This is a genomic window from Bradyrhizobium sp. ma5 (genome assembly GCF_042258955.1).
Lineage (GTDB): Bacteria > Pseudomonadota > Alphaproteobacteria > Rhizobiales > Xanthobacteraceae > Bradyrhizobium.
In genome coordinates this window covers 3,833,328-3,853,898 of sequence record NZ_CP170156.1, presented here as the reverse complement: position 1 = coordinate 3,853,898, position 20,571 = coordinate 3,833,328, and the positions used below count along the sequence as shown (strand labels likewise).

Here is a 20,571-nt window from a genome sequence, read left to right as displayed (position 1 = left end):
GCCGGAACCGTACCCGAAAACCGTCCTTGCCAGCCCGGCCAAGCTCCATTGAACTAACGGCCCTGCTCCGATATACGGGCACACGACTCCGGCGGCAGCAATCAGGCAATCCGGGGCACCGCGCCCGCCTCCTCCGAGCCGACCCGGATTTACCTTCAATATATCAAAGGCTTAATGATGTCCTCCACATTCGAGCAGATCGCCAACATTATCGCGGAGACCTGCGACATCCCGCGCGATACGATCAAGCCGGAGAGCCACGCGATCGACGATCTGGGGATCGACAGCCTCGACTTCCTCGACATCGCCTTTGCCATCGACAAGGCCTTCGGGATCAAGATGCCGCTCGAGAAGTGGACCCAGGAGGTCAACGACGGCAAGGCCACGACGGAGCAGTACTTCGTGTTGCAGAATCTCGCCGACCGCATCGACGAGCTGGTTGCAGCCAAGAACGCGGGCACGGGCTCAGCCTCGTAATCGCCCATCATGCAGCTTGAAACTTTTCAGCTGATCGATCGGATTGTCGACCTCAACCTCGACGCAAAGACCATTGTCGTCGAGGCCGATGTCCCGCCGGACAGCCACTCTGTGTTCGCGGGGCACTTCCCGGGCTACCCGATCATGCCCGGTGTTCTGCTCACCGAAGCAATGGCCCAGAGCTCGGGCTGGCTGATCCTCGGTCTGACCAGGTTCGAGCGCATGCCCTTCCTTGCGATGGTCAAGGAAGCCAAGATGCGTGGCTTCGTCAGCCCCGGCTCGACACTGACGATCGAAGCCAAGATCGAACACGAAGGTTCAGGCTTCACCGTGACATCGGCGAAGGTCCGCGTCGGCAAGGAGCTCAAGTGCAACGCCGAGCTGACCTTCCGTCATATTCCCTTCCCCAGCCCGGACTTGCGTGTGCACATGGACGCGCTCGCCAACAAGATCGGGTTTCCGCTGCAGGCAATTTGTAATGGCTGAGAAGGAAGTCTGGATCACCGGCGTCGGCCTGCTCTCCTCGCTCGGCGAGGGGCTGGATGCGCATTGGGAGGCGCTCGGCGCCAAGCGCGTCAATGCCGACGAGAAACGCCTCGCGCCGTATGTGATCCATCCGATCGCCCCCGTCAGCTTCGACGCGCAGATCCCGAAGAAGGGCGATCAGCGTCAGATGGAGACGTGGCAGCGGATCGGCACCTACGCAGCCGGGCTGGCGCTTGATTCAGCCGGCGTCAAAGGCAATCAGGAAATCCTGTCGCGGATGGACATGATCATCGCGGCCGGTGGCGGCGAGCGCGATCTCAATGTCGACCTCGCGATCATGAACGCCGATGCGCAGGGCAAGCTGCCGCCTGCCGTTCTCAACGAAAAACTGATGAACGAGCTGCGCCCGACGCTGTTCCTGGCGCAGCTCTCCAACCTGCTCGCCGGCAACATCGCAATCGTTCACGGCGTGTGCGGGACGTCGCGCACCTTCATGGGCGAGGAAGCCTCGAGCATCGACGCCGCGCGGATCGCCGTCGCACGCATCGGGGCCGGACAGAGCGACATCGCACTGGTCGGCGCGGCCCATAATGGCGATCGCGGCGACCTCTTGATGCTCTATTCGTTCGGCGACTTCGCCCTCAAGGATCAATACGCGTCGGTCTGGGCCCGCAGGAACAACCCGGGCTTCGCCATCGGCTCTGCCGGCGCCTTCTTGGTGATGGAATCGCGCGAGCACGCCGAAGCGCGCGGCGCCAAGCCGTACGCCAAGCTGACCAAGGTCGTCGCCGATCTTGCCAAGCGCAAGCAGCCCGGCGCGGTGACCAAGTCGCTGCAGACGCTGTGGCCGCAACTCGGGGTCAGCAACGACAACGCCATGCTGATCACGGGCGCGACCGGCGCCGAGCCCGCGACCGCCGAGGAGCGCGAATTCCTCGGGCAGCATCCTGGCCTTGCCGTGCGCGCCACCGGAACGACCTTCGGGCACACCATGGAGGCGCAGTTCCCGCTCGGCCTCGCGCTGGCTGCGCTGTCGATTTCCCGCGGCGCGCTCTATCCGGCCAACGACCCGACCGGGCTGGAGGTTGAAAAGACCGGGGCGCCAACCCAGATTGTCGTGTTGGGGGTCGGCCATTGGCAGGGCGAAGGCATGGCACTGGTCGAGGCCGTCAAGTAATTCGGCGCAAGCACCGACGGGGACACCATGACAGCACCACGCGATAAATTCGGCCGACCGATCGTCGTCGTGACCGGCATGGGAATCGTGACGTCGCTCGGCGGCGGCAAGACCGACAATTGGAAGCGCCTCAGCGCGGGCGAGTCCGGTATCAAGACCGTGACGCGCTTCCCGCTCGACAGCCTGAAGACGACGATGGCCGGCGCCGTCGATTTCGTCACTGTCGATCCGTTCTCCTCGACCAGCCTGTCGCAGCGCCTGGCGGAGATCGCGACCGAAGAGGCGCTGGAGCAGTCCGGCATCGGCACTAAGGGCGACTTCCCCGGCCCGCTGTTTCTCGCGGTCGCGCCGATCGAGACCGAGTGGCCGCAGCGGCTCGAAGTCGCGCGCGAGGTTCCGACCAAGGACTTCGGCATCATCGACTATCTGGCGACCTGCAGCGGCGGCAAGTTTACGCATTTCCACCGGCGCTTCACCTTCGGTTCGGTCGCGCTCAGCCTCGCCGAGACCTTCGGCACCAAGGGGTCGCCGATTTCGCTCTCGACCGCCTGCGCGTCCGGTGCGACCGCGATCCAGCTCGGCGTCGAGGCGATCCGTCGCGGCGAAACCGACGCCACGCTGTGCATCGCGACCGACGGCTCGGTCAATCCGGAAGCCCTGGTGCGCTTCTCGCTGCTCTCGGCTCTCTCCACCCAGAACGATCCGCCCCAGGGCGCCTCGAAGCCGTTCTCGAAGAACCGCGACGGTTTCGTGATGGCCGAGGGCGCCGGCGCGCTGGTGCTGGAGAGCTACGACGCCGCGATGGCGCGCGGCGCGCGCATCCTGGGCGTCGTCGCCGGCTGCGGCGAGCTCACCGACTCCTTCCATCGCACCCGCTCCGCCCCCGACGGCAAGCCGGCGATCGGCTGCGTACGCAAGACGCTTGCTGACGCGGGCATGGAGCCCGAGCAAATCGATCACATCAACGCACACGGCACCTCGACGCCGGAAAACGACAAGATGGAATATCTTGCGACCGCGGCGGTGTTCGGCGAGCACACCAAGAACATTCCGGTATCATCGAACAAATCGATGGTCGGCCACACCATCTCGGCCGCCGGTGCGGTCGAGGCGATCTTCTCGCTGCTCACGCTCGAGCATCAGCGGATTCCGCCGACGATCAATTACGAGGTGCCCGATCCGGCGATCCCGTTCGACGTGGTCGGCAACAAGGCGCGCGACGCCAAGGTGACCGCCGTGATGTCGAACTCGTTCGGGTTCGGCGGGCAGAACGCTTCGCTGATCTTGACGCGCGAGCCGGCCTAGCGCCCTCGCCTCATCAGATGAAACGCCTGCTCCTTCGCGCCCGCGCGCATCTGCGTGATGCCGCAAAGCCTGTGACCGATGCCGCGATCGGCGGGCTGACGATCGGCCTGCTGCGCACCACGCGCTATTTCGATCCGGAGAAGACCGCGCGGTTCTTCGGCCGCGCCGCGCATTTCATCGGCCGCCGGCTGCGCGAGGATCGCATCGGCCGCGAGAATCTCACGGCCGCCTTCCCGGAAAAGTCACCGCAGGAGATCGAAGAGATCCTGACGGGCGTCTGGCACAACCTCGGACGCATCGGCGCTGAATTCGCGCACATCGACCGCATCTGGGACCACGATCCCCGGAACCCCGACAAGCCGGGCCGCGTCGAATTCTCGGAGCGCAGCAAGCAGCTGTTCGACCAGTTGCGTGACGACGGCAAGCCGGCCTTGTTCTTTGCCGCACATCTCGGCAACTGGGAGCTCTCGCCGATTGCAGCGGCGGCACATGGGCTCGATGCTACGATTTTGTTCCGGCGGCCGAACATCGAAGCCGCCGACCGTGCCATCGAACGCATCCGCGCTGTCAACCTGGGCACGCTGGTCCCGGCCGGCCGCGACGCGCCGCTCAAGCTGGCGCAGGCGCTGAAGAACGGCCAGCACGTCGCGATGCTGGTCGACCAGTATTTGACCAACGGCGTTCCCGTCACCTTCTTCGGCCGCAAGACCACCGCCAACCCGCTCTTGGCGCGCCTGCGCCGGCAGATCGATTGCCCGATCCACGGCACCCGGATCATCCGCCTGCCCGACGGCCGCTTCCGCGGCGAGGTCACCGAGGAAGTGAAACCGGTGTTCGACGCATCCGGCCAGATCGATATCCAGGGCACGACGCAGGCGATCACCGACATCGTCGAGGGCTGGGTCCGCGAATATCCGGATCAGTGGCTTTGGCTGCACCGGCGCTGGCGGTAGGCGGAGACTGTCATTCGTCATTGCGAGCGAAGCGAAGCAATCCATCTCGCCACTTGCGGAACCATGGATTGCTTCGTCGCTGACGCTCCTCGCAATGACGGCACATTACTGCGACGAGAATGTCACCTCCCGGTCTTCACCCGCGTCCACAGCCGGTTGATGATCCGCTGCGTCGCCGGATCGCGCGCCGTGATCACGAACAGCTTCTTCTGCATCGCCTCGTCGGGATAGATATTCTTGTCGTTGAAGATCTTCGGATCGATCAGCTTCTGGCTCGCCAGATTGCCGTTGGCGTAGGACAGGAAGTTCGAGTTCTTCGCCGCGACCTCGGGCCGGTAGAGATAGTTGATCAGCTCATAGGCTTCAGCGACGTTCTTCGCGTCCGCCGGAATCGCGAGATTGTCGAAGAACATCTGCGCGCCTTCCTTCGGGATCGTGTAGCCGATCTCGACGCCGGTCTTGGCTTCAGCCGCCCGGCTGCGCGCCTGCATGATGTCGCCCGACCATCCGACCACGAAGCAGATCTCACCCGATGCCAGCGCGCTGAGATATTCGGACGAGTGGAATTTGCGTACATAGGGCCGGATCTTGATGACGAGATCGGCGGCCTTCTCGAGGTCAGCCTGCTTGGTCGAGTTCGGGTCGAGGCCGAGATAGCTCAATGCGGCCGGCAGAATGTCATCTGCGGAATCTAGCATGTGGATGCCGCAATCCTTGAACTTCGCCAGGTTCTCCGGCTTGAACACCATGTCCCAGCTGTCGATCCTGGCATCGGGCCCGAGGATCTTCTCCGCCATCTTGACGTTGTAGCCGATGCCCGTGGTGCCCCACATGTAGTTGGCGCCGAAATTGTTGCCGGGATCGTAGGTCGCGAGTTGCTCGGTCACCACCGGCCACGCATTGGCGAGGTTCGGCAGCTTCGACTTGTCGAGCCTCAGGAACACCTTCGCGGTGATCTGCCGCTGCAGGAAATAGCCGGTCGGCACCACGACGTCGTAGCCTGACTTGCCCGCGAGCAGCCGCGTCTCCAGCGTCTCGTTGGCGTCGAACGTGTCGTAGACGACCTTGATGCCGGTTTCCCTGGTGAAGTCCTCGAGGACTCCCGGCGCCATGTAGTTCGACCAGTTGTAGAAGTTGACCGTGCGTTCCTCCGCACGTGCGGAGGCAGCGAACAACAGAACCGTGGCGATCGTACCGACGAGGCTGACGAGACGACGGCTCTGCTTCTGCATTCTGGTCTACCTCTTGCGACGATGTACGGCGTCGGACAGCCGCTCCAGCGCGGTGTCGAGCGTCGAGTCCTTCTTGGCAAAGCAGAAGCGCACGACCGACGTCACCGCATCCTGCTCGTAGAATGCCGACACCGGAATAGCCGCGACCTTGTAATCCTGCACAATTCGCCAGCAGAACTCCGCGTCGGTCTCATTGAGCCCGAGCGGCGACAGGTCGACCGTGAGGAAATAAGTCCCCTGCGACTTCAGCACCGGAAAGCCGATGCTCTCCAGCCCCTTGGTCAGGCGGTCGCGGCTGCGCGCCATGTCCTTGCGCATGTCGAGGAAATAGTCGTCCGGCTTGTTGAGGCCGTACGCCACCGCCGCCTGCAGATTGGGCGCCGTCGTGAAGGTGAGGAACTGGTGCACCTTGGCAGCGACACGCAGCAGCGGCGGCGCGGCGCAGACGAAGCCGATCTTCCATCCGGTCAGCGAGAAGATCTTGCCGGCGCTGCCGACCTTGATGGTGCGGTCCCGCATGCCCGGAATCGTGATCAGCGGGATGTGCTCGCGGCCGTCGAACACGACGTGCTCCCAGACCTCGTCGCAGATCGCGACCACGTCGAACTCCTGGCAGTACCGCGCCAGCAGTTCGAGGTCCTCGCGCGGATAGACCACCGCCGCCGGGTTGAGCGGATTGTTGAACAGCACCGCCTTGGTCTTGTGGTTGAAGACGCTGCGCAGCATCTCCTCGTTCAGCCGCCACTCCGGAGGCTCGAGCCGCAACAGCCGCGGAATGCCGCCGGCCTGGCGGATGATCGGCAGATAGGAATCATAGACCGGTTGGAAGCAGACCACCTCATCGCCCGGCTCGACCACGGACAGGATCGAGGAAGTCAGTGCTTCAGTGCCGCCGGAGGTGACCATCACCTCGGTCATCGGATCGAGCTTGAGCCCGTGCCAGTGGCCGTAATGCGATGCGATCGCCTGACGCAGTTCCGGAATGCCCATCATCGACGGATACTGGTTGTAACCGTTGATCGACGCGTCCGCGGCGGCGCGGCGGATGTCCTCGGGTCCGGGATCGTCGGGAAAGCCTTGGCCGAGATTGATGGCGTTGTTGTCGCGCGCAGCCTGCGACATCGCCTCGAAGATCGTGACGGGAAGGTCCGCGAAGACCTTGTTCATGGAGGTCATGTCAGGGATCAGCCGCCCGTCTTGGTCGGCAGTCCCGCCGCCTTCCAGCCGATGATGCCGCCCGCCAAATGCTTGTCATAGGGCAGGCCTGCGGCCTGGGCGGCCAGCGAGGCCGTCACCGAGCGCTTGCCGGAGCGGCAGGCGAACACCACCTGCTTGCCCTGCGGATCGGGTATCGCTGATGGATCGAACGTCGACAGCGGCACCACGACGCCGTCGGGATAGGCCTCGACGGTGACCTCATTGGGCTCGCGGACATCGACCAGGAGATAGCGGCCTTCCGCTATGCCCTTCGACAACTCGTCCGGAAACAAATCTTCCACCTTGTGGTCCGCCACGGAAATATCCTCCCGACATCAGCTTGGGCGAGCGTCGCACGGCTCGCCGGTCCGGGCCGCAAAGTCGCCTCTCGCGCGGAGAAAATCAAGCGCCCGAAACGGGTTAGATGTCGCGCGGAAACGCAGGGATCGTGGACTCAGATCGTGACTTGGGTGCCGACCTCGACCACCCGCCCGGTTGGGATCTGGAAATAATCGGTGGCATCGTTCGAGGAGCGGCTCAGCGCGATGAACAGATGGTCCTGCCAGCTCGGCATGCCCGAATGCGCCGCCGGCTTCAGCGCACGGCGGGACAGGAAGAACGACGTCGACATGATGTCGAACTGCCAGCCGAGCTTGCGGGCGATCGCCAGCGTCTTCGGCACGTTCGGCTGCTCCATGAAACCGAACTTCAGCGTCACCTTGGCGAAAGTCTCGGTCAGCTGCTCCATCCGCACCCGCTCGGACGGATCGATGCGCGGCGTCGGCGCGGTCTCGATGGTCAGGATGACGTTCTTCTCGTGCAGCACCTTGTAGTGCTTGAGGCTGTGCATCAGCGCGGTAGGCGCACTGACGGGATCGCTGGTCAGGAACACCGCCGTCCCGGAAACGCGCTGCGGCGGCCGCTTCTCCAGCATCGCGACGAGATCGGCGAGCGGGAATTCCAACTTGCGGGATTTCTCGAACAACAGCCGGCTGCCGCGCCGCCAAGTGTACATCACCACGATCATGGCCCCGCCGAGCGCAAGCGGCACCCAGCCGCCCTCGAACACCTTGAGCAGGTTGGCGGCCAGGAACGTGACGTCCAGGAACAGAAACGGCGCAACCAGCGCCGCGGCGGCGATCGGCGACCAGCGCCAGACCTTCCAGATCACCACGAAGCCCATCATCGCCGTCACCACCATGGTGCCGGTCACCGAGATGCCGTAGGCCGACGCCAGCGCGCTCGACGAGCGGAACATCAGCACCAGCACAATGACCGCGATGAACAGCAACCGGTTGATGCGCGGCATGTAGATCTGGCCGGAATGCGCTTCCGACGTGTGGCGGATCTCGAACCGCGGCATCAGGCCGAGCTGGATCGCTTGCCGCGTCAGCGAATATGCGCCGGTAATGACGGCCTGGCTCGCGATCACGCTCGCTGCGGTGGCAAGCGCGACCATGGGGATCAACGCCCAGTCCGGGAACATGAGGAAGAACGGATTTTCAACCGCCTTGGGATCGGAGATCAGCAGCGCACCCTGCCCCAGATAGTTGAGCGCCAGCGACGGCAGCACGATGGACATCCAGGCGGCCTGGATCGGGCGTTTACCGAAATGGCCGAGATCGGCATAGAGCGCCTCGGCGCCGGTCACGGCGAGGAAGACGGCGCCCAGGGTGATGAAGCCGATCACGCCGTGATGCAGCATGAACGACACCGCAAGCATCGGGTTGAGCGCGTACAGCACCTCAGGATGCCGCGCGATGTGGGGCAGTGCCGCAAGCGCAATCACGGCGAACCACACGCACATCACGGGTCCGAAGAAAGCGGCGACGCGTGCGGTGCCGCGCGACTGCACCGAGAACAGGAACAGCAGGATGACCACGGTGATCGGGACGACGTAGGGATCGAACGTCGCGGTCGCGAGCTTGATGCCCTCGATCGCCGACAGCACGGTAAGCGCCGGGGTGATGACGGCGTCGCCATAGAACAGCGCGCCGCTGATGATGCCGAGCAGCACGATCGCGCCGGCACCCTTGCTGACCGCACGCTGCGCCAGCGCCATCAGCGCCAGCGTCCCGCCCTCGCCGTTATTGTCGGCACGCAGCAGGATCACGACGTATTTCAGCGTGACGACGACGATCAGCGCCCACAGGATCAGGCTGAGTACGCCGAGCACTGCATGCGCCGTCACGGCGCCCTCGCCACCGGCCGCCGCGACGACGGCTTCGCGCAGCGCGTACAGCGGGCTGGTGCCGATGTCGCCATAGACGACACCGATGCTGCCGAGCATCAGCGCCTTGAAGGTGGCGGTTGAATGCGCCTCGCCATGGCCGTTTGCCGCGGGCGTTTCCGCCGCGGTGATCGCACTCTCGGATGACATGGGAAGCTGCGCCTCTGTCTTCTGCCGCACTGCACAATGCCGGGTCGCAGGCCTATACTCCCGGCAGGAATGCATAGGTTAGCCCGGATTCAGGCCTCCGCCATGCATATCACGCATAGATCACGGCTTTTCAACTGTAGAATCCGCTGCCGCATCAAATAGTTACCTGAGTACCCACTTCAACCACCCTCCCAGTCGGGATCTGGAAATAGTCGGTGGCATCGTTGGCGGACCGGCTCATTGCGATGAACAGGTGATCCTGCCACTGCGGCATCCCGGACTGGGCGGAGGGCTTCAGCGAGCGCCGCGACACGAAGAACGAGGTCGCCATGATGTCGAACTGCCAGCCGAGCTTGCGCGCGACCGCGAGCGCCTTCGGCACGTTCGGCGATTCCATGTAGCCGAAGCGCAGCCGCACCGCAGTGAATTTGTCGCTGACCTTCTCCATGGTGACGCGCTCCGACAGGTCGACGCGCGGTGTCGGCGCGGTCTCGATGGTCAGGATCACATTGTGCTCGTGCAGCACCTTGTTGTGCTTGAGATTGTGTAGCAGCGCGGTCGGCACGAAGCTGGGGTCGCTGGTCAGGAACACCGCGGTGCCCTTGACGATATGCGGCGGCCGCTTCTCCAGGCTGTGGATCAGGTCGCGCAACGGCACCTCGATGCGGCGGGTCTTGGCGATGAGGATCGCGGCACCGCGACGCCAGGTCCAGATCATCGTCGCCATCACGACGCCGAACAGCAGCGGCACCCACGCGCCCTCGAACAGCTTCAGGAGATTGGCGCTGAAGAAGGTCATGTCGACGATCACGAACGGCAGGATCAATGCGGCGGCCGACGCCACGCGCCAGTTCCACAGCTTCCAGATCACGATGAAGCCCATGATGCCGTCGGCGACCATGGTGGTGGAGACGGCGATGCCGTAAGCCGAGGCGAGCCCGCTCGAGGTGCGGAACAGCAGCACCAGCAGCAGCACGCCGATCAGCAGCAGCCGGTTGACCCGCGGCAGATAGATCTGGCCGGCATGGGTCTCGGAGGTGTAGCGGACCTCGAAGCGCGGCAAGAGCCCAAGCTGCACCGCCTGGCTGATCAGCGAATAGGCGCCGGTGATCACGGCCTGGCTCGCGATCACGGTCGCGGCGGTGGCGAGCCCGATCAACGGCAGCAGCAGCACGTCCGGCACCATGCGATAGAACGAGTTCTCGATCGCGGCGGGATCGGACAGCACCAGCGCGCCCTGCCCGAAATAATTCAGCAGCAGCGACGGCAGCACGAAGAACAGCCACCCCGACTGGATCGGCTTGCGGCCGAAATGGCCGAGGTCGGCATACAGCGCCTCGCCGCCGGTCACCGCGAGGAACACCGCGCCGAGCGTCACAAGGCCGACGGTGCCGTGGGTCAGCAGGAACTGGATTGCGTAGTAGGGATTGATTGCCGCCAGCACCGACGGATCGTCCATGATGTGGACCACCCCCATCACTGCGAGCGAGGCAAACCACACCACCATCACCGGCCCGAAGGCGGCGGCAACGCGCGCGGTGCCGGTGCGCTGTACCGAGAACAGCAGCACGAGGATCAGGATCGTCAGCGGCACCACATAGTGCTCGAGATGGGGCGTGGCGAGCTTGAGGCCCTCGACCGCCGACAGCACCGAGATCGCCGGCGTGATCATGGAATCGCCGATGAACATCGAGGCGCCGACCACGCCGAGTGCGAGCAACGGCCAGCTGCGCCGTCCGATCGCGCGCTGGCCGAGCGCCATCAGCGACAGCGTACCGCCCTCGCCGTTGTTGTCGGCGCGCAGCAGCAGCAGGACGTATTTGGCGGTGACGACGGTGAACAGCGCCCACAGGATCAGGCTGAGCACGCCCAGCACCATGATGCGGGTGACCGGCTGGCCGTGCGCGGCGCCGCCGACCGCCTCGCGGAATGCGTAGAGCGGCGAGGTTCCGATATCGCCGAACACCACGCCGATGCTGCCCAGTGTCAGGGCCCAGAAGCCGGAGGTGCCTTGGCCTTTGCCCTGACCTGTTCCTTGGCCCGCGCCTTGGGTTTCCTGGGCTTCGGTGGGTGAGACGCTGACAGCCATGGCGAGGTTGGAACGCTCGGTCGGTTGATTTTGATCCGCGCGGCTATCGACGCTTCCGCCCCGCCTGTCAACCGAGCAACCCGGCCGACGACGGTAGCGGGGTAACCCGGAGCTACGGCTTCAGATCCGGCGGCAATGGCGGATTTTCCCGCATCAACGTGATGGTCACGCGACGGTTCGCCGGCAGCGTCGGATCGTCGGGAAACAGCGGCTGGCCGTCCGCCTTGCCGGAAACCGCGAAGATGTGGGACGACGGCAGCCCCTCCCGCTCCAGGATCTGCCGCACCGCATTGGCGCGGTCGGCGGACAGGTCGAAGGCGTCGTAATCGCTGCGCGCCGGCACGAAGCCTGCGGCTGTATGCCCCACGATCGCGATCCGCAGCGGCGTCGCCTTCAGCGGCGCGGCGAGCTTCTGGATCAGCCGGCGGGTGCGCTCATACGGCTCCCTGGAGCCGTCGGCGAACATCGAGCGGCCGTCCTGGTCGACGATCTCGAGGTTGAGCCCCTCCTTGGTCTCCTCGAACATGATGTTCTTGGAAATCTCGGTCAGCTCGGGCATGTCCTGCAGCGCCTGGCGCAGCGAGGCGGAGGCGAGCGCGAATTCGCGGTCGATTTTCAGCCGCGCGCCGTTGACCTGGCTGCGCTCCTGCTCGTCCGGCGTCGGATTGGCGGAGGATTCCTCCGGCGAGATGTGATCGACATTCTTCAGCTTCGGCCGGGTCGGCAGGCCGTCGGACTCGACGATGCCGGAATAGCGCACATTGGTCTGCACGCCGAAGGCGTCGCGCATCGAGCCTGCGACGATCTTCAACTTGTTGTTGTCCATGGTGGAGAACGCGACGAGCATCACGAAGAAGCTCATCATCAGGCCCATGAGGTCGGCGAAGGTCACGAACCAGCCGTGACCTCCACCATGGGCGTCGCCGCGCTTTTTCTTGGCCATCGCTGCGTTTCCCGAAAGCGCCGGCCGGTCAGGCCGGCACCGGCTCGCCTTCCTCGTGGCGATGCTTTTCCGGCAGGTAGGCCAGCAGCATCTCGCGCACCAGCGCCGGGCTCTTGGAATCGCGGATCATCAGGATGCCGTCGATGATCAGCGTGCGGTTGGTCTCTTCGTCGAGCAGCTTGCCGTGCAGCTTGTCGGCGATCGGAAGACAGAACAGGTTGGCGACCAGCGCGCCGTACAACGTCGCGAGCAGCGCTGTCGCCATGAATGGGCCAAGCTTTGAGGGGTCCGTCATGTTGGCGAACATCTGCACCATGCCGATCAGCGTGCCGATCATGCCGAAGGCCGGCGCGCAGTCGCCGATCGCGCGATAGATCTTGCTGCCCTCGTCGAGATGCATCAGGAAATTGTCGCGGTCGCGCTCCAGGTTGTCGCGGATGAATTCGAGGTCGTAACCGTCGGCGACGTAACGAATGCCCTTGGCGAGGAACGGCTCGTTGGTCTCGACCTTTTCAAGGCCGACCGGGCCCTGCTTGCGGGCGATCTCGGCGATGCGGGCGAGCTCGTCGACGAGGTCGCGGGCCGACAGCCGGCTCATGGTGAAGGCAAACTTGGCGCCGAGCGGCAGCCCGTGCAGCATCACGCCGAGCGGAAAGCGGATCATCGTCGCAGCGATCGAACCGCCGAAGATGATGATCATGGCATGTTCGGAGATGAACATGTGCAGGTCACCGCCCATGAACATCATCACCGCGATGACGATGATGCCGGCCAACAGCCCGGCGCCTGTCATGATATCCATGAAAAACTCCAACGCGAACGCAACCCGCCTGTCCTGGACGGCGCGCAGCCCAAGGCGGGCCGCGTGGAAAAACCCTAACGTTAATGCCATTAAGGACGCGTTACCGAATTTGGTAGGGATAACAACGGGTAAACGGCTGCCTTTTCGTGATGTCGTTGAAGATGTTGGCTTTCCGCATGGGACGCCGTCGCTGCATGCGCAAAAGGTCTCCCCGTAGAACAACGGACATGGGATAGCTTTGCCGAGAGGAAACGAACAAGCGAGCAGGACAGGATGAAGGCGGTCGTCGTCGAGCAATACGCACCCATCGATCAGATCGGGCTGAAGGAGATCGCCGTCCCACGGCCCGCCACCGGACAGATCCGCGTCCGGGTCCACGCCGCGAGCATCGGCTTCGTCGATGGGCTGAAGGTCGAGGGCCGCTACCAGACCAAGGATGCCCTGCCCTTTACGCCCGGTGCGGAATTCGCCGGCGTGGTCGACGCGGTCGCGGGCGACGTCGCCGGCATTGCACCGGGCATGCGGGTGATGGGCGCGGCGCGCTCGGGCGCGCTGGCCGAGTACATCCTGGTGCCGCCTGCCGCCGTCGAGGCCATGCCCGACGGTCTGTCGATGGAGGCCGCCGCGGCCTTCCGCACCAACTACCTCACCGCGCTGTACGCGCTCGCCGAACGCGGCTCGCTGAAAGCCGGCGAGCAGTTGCTCGTGCTCGGTGCCGCCGGCGGCACCGGCGTCGCCGCGATCCAGGTCGGCAAGCTGCTTGGCGCGCGCGTCATTGCCGCGGCCTCGACCGACGAGAAGCGCAGCTTCGCGGCGAGCTTCGGCGCCGACGCCGTCGTCGACTACACCAAGCCCGACTGGCGCGATGCGCTGAAGGACGCAACCGGCGGCCATGGCCCCGACGTGATCTTCGATCCGGTCGGCGGCGAGGTCTCGTTGCAGGCATTCCGCTCGATCGCCTGGAACGGCCGCCATGTCGTGGTCGGCTTTGCGGCAGGCCAGATTCCCGCTCTGCCGTTCAATCTGCCGCTTCTGAAGGGCGGCCTCCTGATCGGCGTCGACGCCGCGCAGATCGCGCGCCGCGAGCCCGAGGCGCAGGCGCGCGTGATGACGCAATTGTCGGCATGGCTGAACGACGGCCGACTGACGCCTGTCGTCGGCAAGGTGTTCGAGCTTGAAGACTTCCGCGCGGCGTTCACGACGATGCAGACTCGCGCGGCGCTCGGCAAGATGGTGGTGCGGATCGGAACGTGAGAGAGGCACCGCCCTCACCTCATCCTCGCTGTCGTCCCTGCGAAACCTACCAGACCCCTCATCCTGAGGAGCGCGTAGCGCGTCTCGAAGGATGCACGGCCACCGTGAGGCCGTCCGGCTTCGAGGCTCGCTTCGCTCGCACCTCAGCATGACGGGGATAGTTTTGATTCAGCTGTCAAACTCCTTGTTCGGTGTCATCACCCGCGCATGCGGGTGATCCAGTATTCCAGAGGCGGTTGTGCTCGAATCGAGGGGCCGGGCGTACTGGATCGCCCGCATGCGCGGGTGATGACAGATGTGCATGAGGACACAGCTTCGCATTCTCGCGACATCAATTGTCCGAGTCTTGCTCTACGTTTTGCCGCTCTGCGAACAGAGGGCGCAGGGAAAGCCGGGTGCCGATCGCACCCATGGGCCCCGAGCAATGGAGATAAGCTCGGGGATAGGACCACAGGTGTAACCGGGAACACCGGCTTTCCCTGCGCGATGGGTTACGGCTTACTTCGTGCTCTCCCCGGCGAGACTGGGCTTGCTTGTCACCGCCTTCGCAAAAGCGCTTTCGCGTCTTGCGAGAGGACACCTGCCGCTAGGGCGTCAGGACCACACAACTTCACCGTCCGCCTCATGCGCACTCGTCAGTTGCGCAATTCGCGTCCACCGCATCTCGACCCACGTTCGTGACGACCGCGAAGCGCCCCTCGTGCCGGGTGAGACGGGCGTATTGAACATCTGAGTTGGGTCCGCCGTCAAGTTAAATTCTGAAAAGCCGAATGATCCAAATCAAGGATCCGGGGCCGGCGGCAAACCATCATACGTTATTGTCGCCGGAATCCGCGCCACCTACCGTTTGCCGGAACCGGCGGTGGGGAGAAAAAATGCAGGACATGCTGACGCATCTGGAGAAGCTTCGCACCGATGCTGCGGAGTGCGCGTTGATCCGCGACCTGGCCACGGACATCCAGAAGCGCGAATTGTTCACCAAGCTCGCCGAACATCTTGCGGCCCTTGCCGCGGAAGTCGAGCAGGCCATTGCCGCGGCCGGCAAGGGCGAAGCCGTCTAGGCGCGCGCTCATAGACCCGGGGGATGCGCTCGTCCTCATGCAGCGGGACAGAGCGGATATTGCAGGCCCGCCACAAAGGGGCGATCGAGCGAAAACGGCGTCGCTATTCCCGATCGATGTCCGCTCATGTAGCGGAAACGCTTGCCATGATTTTCCGGATGGCAATCGACAAGTCGGAGTGACTGAAGGGCTTTTTCAGAAGAGCTCGCTCGCCCGTGGGCAATTCCGGGATGGCTCGTTGAGCCGTATAGCCGGAGGTGAGCAGCACCGGCAACGCGGGGCGCACCAAACCGATCCGTCGCGCCAGTTCTACACCGCTCATGCCGTCCGGCATAACGACATCGCTGAAGACGAGATCCAGACCGGCATTCGCGTGTATTATCTCAAGCGCGGCGCTACCGGTGGCCGCCGACAGCACCGAGTAGCCGAGGTCCTGCAACATCCCGCTGGTCGTGGCCCGCACGTCGGCGTCGTCTTCGACGACCAGAACGACCCCGGTTCCAGTCTCCAACGTGGCCTCAGCCGGCTTCCGGACGATCGGGACGGAGTCCGTCGACCGCCTCAGGAACACCTCGATCACCGTCCCGCGTCCCGGCGCGCTGGTCACCGCCACGAATCCCCCGGATTGCTTGGCGAATCCGTAGACCTGGCTCAACCCCAATCCCGTTCCCTTTCCGACGTCTTTTGTCGTGAAGAACGGTTCGAAAACGTGCGCGAGCACCTCCGCCGACATTCCGACCCCTGTATCCCCGACAGATATCATCGCGTATTCGCCAGCCGATGCTTCCCATCGGGACGCGAACGCTTCGTCGACGCGCCGGTTGGCCGTCTTGATGACGAGCTCTCCGCCTTGTGGCATCGCGTCGCGCGCGTTGATGGCAAGGTTCACTATGGCGGTTTCGAGTTGATGTGGATCGGTTCGGCATTCCCAGAGATCCGGGCCGCTGACGAATTCCGTCTTGACGGTCTCACCGACCGCCCGGTCGAGAAGATGTTCGAAGGTCGGGATCAGGTCATTGATCTGAACGACTTCGATTTGCAGATTCTGACGGCGAGAGAACGCCAACAGCTGCTGGTTCAGTTTCGACCCGCGAGCCACGGCCTGCCGTGCCGCCTCGAACAGCCGCACAACCCTCTCGTCGCCCGACATGCGGCGGCCCAGCATGTCGAGGCTACCGCCGATGATCATCAAAAGGTTGTTGAAGTCGTGCGCGATGCCGCCCGTCAACTGCCCGACGGCTTCCATTTTCTGGGCCTGCCGCAACTGCTCGTCGACTTCACGCCGCTGGGTGATGTCCGCGGTCACCCCTGTGATGCGGACGGGCCGTTTGCCGTCATAGAAGGTTCGACCCTTCACGTTGACCCAACGCACCGCGTTGTCGCTGGCCCGACGAATCCGGTGCTCGAACTCGACCGCGCCGCTCGCGCGCGCTGTTTCGAACGCCTCGCGAACCTTGTGTTGATCTTCCGGAACGAAGCGATCCGCCAATGCCGCCAGGTCGAAGGGAACGGGACTCGTCGCGTTGCCGAAAATCCGGTCGTGCCGCAGCGAACATCTCATCCGATTGTCGGAAAGATCGAGCTCCCATATTCCCATTTCCGCGGCGTCGAGCGTCAGCTGGAGATTCTCTTCGGTCTTGCGCCGTTCGACGATCTCGTTGGCGAGCCTTTCGTTTGCGGCGCTCAGTTCGCGGGTCCGCATGCGGCTGGACGTCAGGTCCGTCACAATGCCGCAAACCAGTCTCGGCATTGCCTCGTCCACCTTCAGATCGATCAGGGAGATGTTGACGGGCACTTCGTGACCGAGGCAATTCACGATCCCGAACTCTCCGGAAACTCCCGGGCCGGCGCCGGTCGCGATCATGTTCGACAAGACCCTCCCCTCGTCGACACTAACGTATCTGGTGAGTGGTTGGCCTATGATGCTGTCGTGTGGGCTGGCGACGAGCGTCGCGAAACGTTCGTTGCAGTACAGGATAGTCCCTCTTTCGGAAAGCGTGATGGCTCCTTCCTGCATCTGCTCGACGAGAACCCGATATGGACGATCGGCATTTTCGAGCGTGTAGACCTGCTGCCCTTGCGAGCCGGCGATCACGACGGCATCCACCGCCCCGGTGCGGATGGCCTCCAGGGTCTCCTCCGCTTCCCGGAGGCGCGAGATCAGTTCCTCTCCGGTTAGCGATTCGTACTCCGTGTCGTTGGCGGCGCGTTCCGTCATCGGATAGTCAGCTGCCCGGCTTCACGGGCGTCAGGTTCAATCCCGCAAGGACTTTTTCATTGTCGGAGAGATCCCCGATGATCCGGCGCAGCGGCTCGGGCAAGATCTTTACGAGCGTGGGAGTCGCGATGATCTGCAGTTCGCGGGTCGAGTCGGGGTTCTCGTACACGTCGACAACTTCGAGATCGTACCGGCCGTGAAGGTTCTCCTCGCATATCCTGCGCATGTTGGCGATGGCCCGGGCGGAACGCGGCGTAGAGCCCGTCACGAAAAGGCGCAGCTTGTATCTGCCATCCGGGTGGTTTGCAGAAGTCATGTCCGGCTCTTTCCTATCGGCCGCAGGTCCAACCCGACGATCACCTTCTCGGAGTTCGAAAGGTCGCCGATCATGCGCTTGAGCGGCGGCGGAAGCCGGCGGACGAGCGTCGGTATCGCGACGATCTGGTCACCAGCGGCCAGTTGCGGCGACACAACGAGATCGATCACCTCGATCTTGTACCGGCCGGCGAGGTTTTCCTCGCATATCTTCTGGAGGTTCGCGATCGCCGCCAGCGATTTTGGCGTCTGGCCTGCCACGTAGAGCCGCAAATTGAACTCGGCGGTATCGTCGGCGGCGCCGTTCGAATCCATCATCGGTTCCCTCCACGCTTCTGCGCCATCGCAGCCCGATCCGACTCCGCCGATGCGCTTCGGACGTCCTGATGCGCGATGACCCGTGAAACCTCTACCGCTTCGGCCTCAAGCTCCGCCCGCATCTCCGCGATCTGACGCTCCAACGCCTCGCGCTTGCGGGTCAATACGCGCTGGCGTTGCTCGGTCTGTTCGTTGCGTTCGCGCTCGGCCTCGCGCTCACGGGCCTCCTGCGCCATCCGGGCTGCACCGGTCAGCACGCCCTCCGGACCGAGATAAGGCTTCATCAGGTGGATACCATTGTCGTTGATTTCGTACTCGCGGATCTGCTTCGAGTGGCTCATGCCACGCGATTTAAGCAAGTACAGGGTGCGATTGCGCTCACCGTCCGATTCGACGTCCCGCAGTGATATCCACGTGTCCATGAGCGAAGACACGCTTCGCTCGCTCTCGTTCATCAGATCATCGACGGCCGACAAGCTGGTGAACACGGCCGTGATCCCCCTGGTCTTGCAAATGTCGGCAAGCCGGACCAGCGTCGCATGGATCTCCATCGCGGGCCCGCGAAACGCAGATATCGGATCGACGACTATGGTGGCGGGCTTGAATTTCTCGATGTCGCGGTTCATGCGGGCCAGATGCATCTCGAATCCGAAGAGGCTCGGTCGTGCCGCTTCGAACCGGAGCAGACCGGAATCGAGGTGCTTCTTCAGGTCGATCCCGACCGATCTCATGTTCCTGACGACCTGATCGGGAGATTCCTCGAAGGCGAAATAGAGGCTGCGTTCGCCGCGGCCACATGAGGCGTCGGCGAAGGCCGCCCCGAAAGTCGATTTGCCCGTTCCCGCCAATCCGGAGATCAGCACACTCGACCCTTTGTAATAGCCGCCTCTTCCCAGCATGGCGTCCAAATCCTTGACGCCGGTGGGAACGGCCTCATCCGAGATGGAATGACCGAGGCCCGCCGACGTGATCGGCAGGACGCTGATTCCTTCGTCGTCGATCAGGAAAGGATATTCGTTGGTCCCGTGGGCCGAGCCCCGGTATTTGACGACGCGCAGGCGGCGCGTGACCACCTGCTCCTGAACGCGGTTGTCGAGAAGGATGACGCAGTCCGAAACGTACTCTTCGATGCCGAAGCGGGTGAGCTGGCCCTCACCGCGTTCCGCCGTGATGATGGCGGTAACGCCTTTGTCCTTGAGCCAGCCGAACAGGCGCCGAAGCTCCGCGCGAAGGATCGCGGTATCGGCGAGCCCCGAGAAAAGGGCTTCGATCGTGTCGAGAACGACCCGTTTTGCCCCGATCGTATCGATTGCGTGCCCGAGCCGGACGAAAAGGCCCTCCAGATCGTATTCACCGCTCTCCTCGATCTCGGCGCGCTCTATCCGGACGTAGTCGATGACCAGCTTCTTGCTGGAAATCAATTCTTCGACGTCGAAGCCGAGCGAATTCACGTTCGTGGCTAGATCCTGCTCACGCTCTTCGAAACTCATAAACACGCCGGTCTCGTCGAACCTGGTCGCGCCGTTGACGAGAAACGTCATTCCAAAGAGAGTCTTTCCGCATCCAGCCGAGCCGCATAGCAGCGTCGGCCGACCCGTCGGCAGGCCACCGAGTGTTAGATCATCCAAGCCGCCGATGCCCGTCCGAGTTTTTGGAAGTTGAACCGATGGTCCCGCGACGAGGACCGGAGATTTACGATTTGCCATTCAAAGACCTTTTTGAACCGGCGCGGCCATTCTTGCGGCTCGCAAATTGATGCTTGGGCAACTGTGGCGTACCGGACGAACCAATGCGCTCCTTCAAGGCTGTCTCAAGAAAATTAGTCAAAGTTCGATTTTCCTGCTTAGCGCACGCACGCGCGATAGCCAGCAAATCAGGATCGATCCGAACGGTGATGGCCTGCTTCATGGCTTCGCGCTTTCGCTGACGAAAAGGTATTGCTCACGTATTTCAGAAGCAATACGGGCGCGCCCGCGATATTTCTCCGGAAATTAGGAACCAATCCGAAGCTGTCCGACGGCGCATCAGCCGAGCGCAGCACCGCAGGGATTCCCCTGATCAGCGCATCGATCCGCGATGCGCGCTATACGATGCGATCGAACACCGCCCGCGCGGCCCGCACACGCGCAAGCTCCACCGCTCGAAAAAGCGCGGCATGCTGCTCGCGCAGGAACCAATACTGGAGCGGCGCATTCTTATTTCACCCCTTGGTTGAACGGTAACATCCCGCTATCATCGGCACGTGCCGGTCCCGCGGTGTTGACTGTTCACCGGGAGGTAATTTGGCGGCATCTGTTGTATTTCAGGATTCTTCCCTTGGCACATTTTGCATATCGAACATCCAGCACCACGTCCCGATCGCGC

19 protein-coding genes are annotated in these 20,571 nt (G+C 63.5%); 7 read left to right on the top strand and 12 right to left on the bottom strand.

All coding sequences use genetic code 11. The annotated features are described in order from the left end of the window. Positions 1 to 177 precede the first annotated feature (177 nt). From ACE103_RS17505 to ACE103_RS17485, 5 genes are read left to right on the top strand one after another with little or no spacing between them, the layout of a single operon-like run. Positions 178 to 477, top strand: a complete 300-nt coding sequence (locus ACE103_RS17505; protein WP_021081038.1) for an acyl carrier protein — start codon at positions 178 to 180, stop codon at positions 475 to 477. 9 nt (positions 478 to 486) lie between these two features. After that, positions 487 to 963 (top strand): 3-hydroxyacyl-ACP dehydratase FabZ family protein, encoded by a 477-nt coding sequence (locus ACE103_RS17500; protein WP_223973202.1) that lies wholly within the window; start codon positions 487 to 489, stop codon positions 961 to 963. Next, positions 956 to 2,140, top strand: coding sequence for a beta-ketoacyl-ACP synthase (locus tag ACE103_RS17495; RefSeq protein ID WP_223973204.1), 1,185 nt, complete (start codon positions 956 to 958; stop codon positions 2,138 to 2,140). Before ACE103_RS17500 ends, ACE103_RS17495 begins: the two co-directional genes overlap by 8 nt. 27 nt (positions 2,141 to 2,167) lie before the next feature. Further along, positions 2,168 to 3,445, top strand: coding sequence for a beta-ketoacyl-ACP synthase (locus ACE103_RS17490; RefSeq protein WP_223973206.1), 1,278 nt, complete (start codon positions 2,168 to 2,170; stop codon positions 3,443 to 3,445). Positions 3,446 to 3,462: 17 nt separating this feature from the next. Next, complete coding sequence (locus ACE103_RS17485) at positions 3,463 to 4,398, top strand: lipid A biosynthesis lauroyl acyltransferase (protein WP_375780449.1); 936 nt, start codon at positions 3,463 to 3,465, stop codon at positions 4,396 to 4,398. A 122-nt stretch (positions 4,399 to 4,520) separates the two neighbouring features. Here the strand turns inward: ACE103_RS17485 and ACE103_RS17480 are convergent, their stop codons facing one another. The 7 genes from ACE103_RS17480 to ACE103_RS17450 all read right to left on the bottom strand — a co-directional run bounded on the left by ACE103_RS17480 (position 4,521) and on the right by ACE103_RS17450 (position 13,041). Next, positions 4,521 to 5,630, bottom strand: coding sequence for a polyamine ABC transporter substrate-binding protein (locus ACE103_RS17480; RefSeq protein WP_375780448.1), 1,110 nt, complete (start codon positions 5,628 to 5,630; stop codon positions 4,521 to 4,523). Between the two features lie 6 nt (positions 5,631 to 5,636). After that, positions 5,637 to 6,806 (bottom strand): aminotransferase, encoded by a 1,170-nt coding sequence (locus ACE103_RS17475; protein WP_375780447.1) that lies wholly within the window; start codon positions 6,804 to 6,806, stop codon positions 5,637 to 5,639. Positions 6,807 to 6,814: 8 nt separating this feature from the next. Then, positions 6,815 to 7,144: a rhodanese-like domain-containing protein gene (locus ACE103_RS17470; protein WP_375780446.1), complete on the bottom strand. Its 330-nt coding sequence runs from the start codon at positions 7,142 to 7,144 to the stop codon at positions 6,815 to 6,817. 137 nt (positions 7,145 to 7,281) lie between these two features. Beyond that, positions 7,282 to 9,207: a potassium transporter Kup gene (locus ACE103_RS17465; protein ID WP_223973222.1), complete on the bottom strand. Its 1,926-nt coding sequence runs from the start codon at positions 9,205 to 9,207 to the stop codon at positions 7,282 to 7,284. 154 nt (positions 9,208 to 9,361) lie between these two features. After that, a complete protein-coding gene (locus tag ACE103_RS17460; RefSeq protein ID WP_375780445.1) occupies positions 9,362 to 11,296 on the bottom strand; it encodes a potassium transporter Kup in 1,935 nt (644 codons plus the stop codon). A 112-nt stretch (positions 11,297 to 11,408) separates the two neighbouring features. After that, complete coding sequence (locus ACE103_RS17455; RefSeq protein ID WP_375780444.1) at positions 11,409 to 12,239, bottom strand: flagellar motor protein MotB; 831 nt, start codon at positions 12,237 to 12,239, stop codon at positions 11,409 to 11,411. A gap of 28 nt (positions 12,240 to 12,267) precedes the next feature. Further along, positions 12,268 to 13,041, bottom strand: a complete 774-nt coding sequence (locus tag ACE103_RS17450) for a motility protein A (RefSeq protein WP_223973228.1) — start codon at positions 13,039 to 13,041, stop codon at positions 12,268 to 12,270. Positions 13,042 to 13,314: 273 nt separating this feature from the next. On the opposite strand from ACE103_RS17450, the gene ACE103_RS17445 reads away from it, so the two are divergent. Both ACE103_RS17445 and ACE103_RS17440 read left to right on the top strand, forming a co-directional pair. Next, positions 13,315 to 14,295, top strand: a complete 981-nt coding sequence (locus ACE103_RS17445; RefSeq protein WP_375780443.1) for an NADPH:quinone oxidoreductase family protein — start codon at positions 13,315 to 13,317, stop codon at positions 14,293 to 14,295. Between the two features lie 875 nt (positions 14,296 to 15,170). Then, on the top strand, positions 15,171 to 15,356 hold the full coding sequence (locus tag ACE103_RS17440; protein ID WP_375781127.1) for a hypothetical protein: 186 nt from the start codon (positions 15,171 to 15,173) through the stop codon (positions 15,354 to 15,356). Between the two features lie 124 nt (positions 15,357 to 15,480). Here ACE103_RS17440 and ACE103_RS17435 read toward each other — a convergent pair whose 3' ends face one another. The 5 genes from ACE103_RS17435 to ACE103_RS17415 are packed head-to-tail and all read right to left on the bottom strand — an operon-like array spanning position 15,481 to position 20,115. After that, complete coding sequence (locus ACE103_RS17435; protein ID WP_375780442.1) at positions 15,481 to 17,574, bottom strand: ATP-binding protein; 2,094 nt, start codon at positions 17,572 to 17,574, stop codon at positions 15,481 to 15,483. Positions 17,575 to 17,581: 7 nt separating this feature from the next. After that, positions 17,582 to 17,890 carry a circadian clock KaiB family protein gene (locus ACE103_RS17430; protein WP_223973248.1) on the bottom strand — a complete coding sequence of 103 codons (309 nt, stop codon included), beginning with the start codon at positions 17,888 to 17,890 and terminating at the stop codon, positions 17,582 to 17,584. Beyond that, a complete protein-coding gene (locus ACE103_RS17425; RefSeq protein ID WP_223973250.1) occupies positions 17,887 to 18,207 on the bottom strand; it encodes a circadian clock KaiB family protein in 321 nt (106 codons plus the stop codon). The genes ACE103_RS17430 and ACE103_RS17425 overlap by 4 nt, the downstream gene beginning before the upstream one ends. Continuing rightward, positions 18,204 to 19,913 carry a circadian clock protein KaiC gene (gene kaiC, locus ACE103_RS17420; protein ID WP_375780441.1) on the bottom strand — a complete coding sequence of 570 codons (1,710 nt, stop codon included), beginning with the start codon at positions 19,911 to 19,913 and terminating at the stop codon, positions 18,204 to 18,206. Before kaiC ends, ACE103_RS17425 begins: the two co-directional genes overlap by 4 nt. Further along, the gene (locus ACE103_RS17415; RefSeq protein ID WP_375780440.1) at positions 19,900 to 20,115 is read right to left on the bottom strand and encodes a hypothetical protein; all 216 of its coding nucleotides are present in this window, start codon (positions 20,113 to 20,115) and stop codon (positions 19,900 to 19,902) included. Before ACE103_RS17415 ends, kaiC begins: the two co-directional genes overlap by 14 nt. Positions 20,116 to 20,571: the final 456 nt, after the last annotated feature.

What these genes read in the sequence shown, in the direction of transcription:
- ACE103_RS17505 (WP_021081038.1), top strand. Translation starts at nt 178, where the DNA reads ATGTCCTCCACATTCGAGCAGATCGCCAACATTATCGCGGAGACCTGC.
- ACE103_RS17500 (WP_223973202.1), top strand. Translation starts at nt 487, where the DNA reads ATGCAGCTTGAAACTTTTCAGCTGATCGATCGGATTGTCGACCTCAAC.
- ACE103_RS17495 (WP_223973204.1), top strand. Translation starts at nt 956, where the DNA reads ATGGCTGAGAAGGAAGTCTGGATCACCGGCGTCGGCCTGCTCTCCTCG.
- ACE103_RS17490 (WP_223973206.1), top strand. Translation starts at nt 2,168, where the DNA reads ATGACAGCACCACGCGATAAATTCGGCCGACCGATCGTCGTCGTGACC.
- ACE103_RS17485 (WP_375780449.1), top strand. Translation starts at nt 3,463, where the DNA reads ATGAAACGCCTGCTCCTTCGCGCCCGCGCGCATCTGCGTGATGCCGCA.
- ACE103_RS17480 (WP_375780448.1), bottom strand. Translation starts at nt 5,630, where the DNA reads ATGCAGAAGCAGAGCCGTCGTCTCGTCAGCCTCGTCGGTACGATCGCC.
- ACE103_RS17475 (WP_375780447.1), bottom strand. Translation starts at nt 6,806, where the DNA reads ATGACCTCCATGAACAAGGTCTTCGCGGACCTTCCCGTCACGATCTTC.
- ACE103_RS17465 (WP_223973222.1), bottom strand. Translation starts at nt 9,207, where the DNA reads ATGTCATCCGAGAGTGCGATCACCGCGGCGGAAACGCCCGCGGCAAAC.
- ACE103_RS17460 (WP_375780445.1), bottom strand. Translation starts at nt 11,296, where the DNA reads ATGGCTGTCAGCGTCTCACCCACCGAAGCCCAGGAAACCCAAGGCGCG.
- ACE103_RS17455 (WP_375780444.1), bottom strand. Translation starts at nt 12,239, where the DNA reads ATGGCCAAGAAAAAGCGCGGCGACGCCCATGGTGGAGGTCACGGCTGG.
- ACE103_RS17450 (WP_223973228.1), bottom strand. Translation starts at nt 13,041, where the DNA reads ATGGATATCATGACAGGCGCCGGGCTGTTGGCCGGCATCATCGTCATC.
- ACE103_RS17445 (WP_375780443.1), top strand. Translation starts at nt 13,315, where the DNA reads ATGAAGGCGGTCGTCGTCGAGCAATACGCACCCATCGATCAGATCGGG.
- ACE103_RS17440 (WP_375781127.1), top strand. Translation starts at nt 15,171, where the DNA reads ATGCAGGACATGCTGACGCATCTGGAGAAGCTTCGCACCGATGCTGCG.
- ACE103_RS17435 (WP_375780442.1), bottom strand. Translation starts at nt 17,574, where the DNA reads ATGACGGAACGCGCCGCCAACGACACGGAGTACGAATCGCTAACCGGA.
- ACE103_RS17430 (WP_223973248.1), bottom strand. Translation starts at nt 17,890, where the DNA reads ATGACTTCTGCAAACCACCCGGATGGCAGATACAAGCTGCGCCTTTTC.
- ACE103_RS17425 (WP_223973250.1), bottom strand. Translation starts at nt 18,207, where the DNA reads ATGATGGATTCGAACGGCGCCGCCGACGATACCGCCGAGTTCAATTTG.
- kaiC (WP_375780441.1), bottom strand. Translation starts at nt 19,913, where the DNA reads ATGGCAAATCGTAAATCTCCGGTCCTCGTCGCGGGACCATCGGTTCAA.
- ACE103_RS17415 (WP_375780440.1), bottom strand. Translation starts at nt 20,115, where the DNA reads ATGAAGCAGGCCATCACCGTTCGGATCGATCCTGATTTGCTGGCTATC.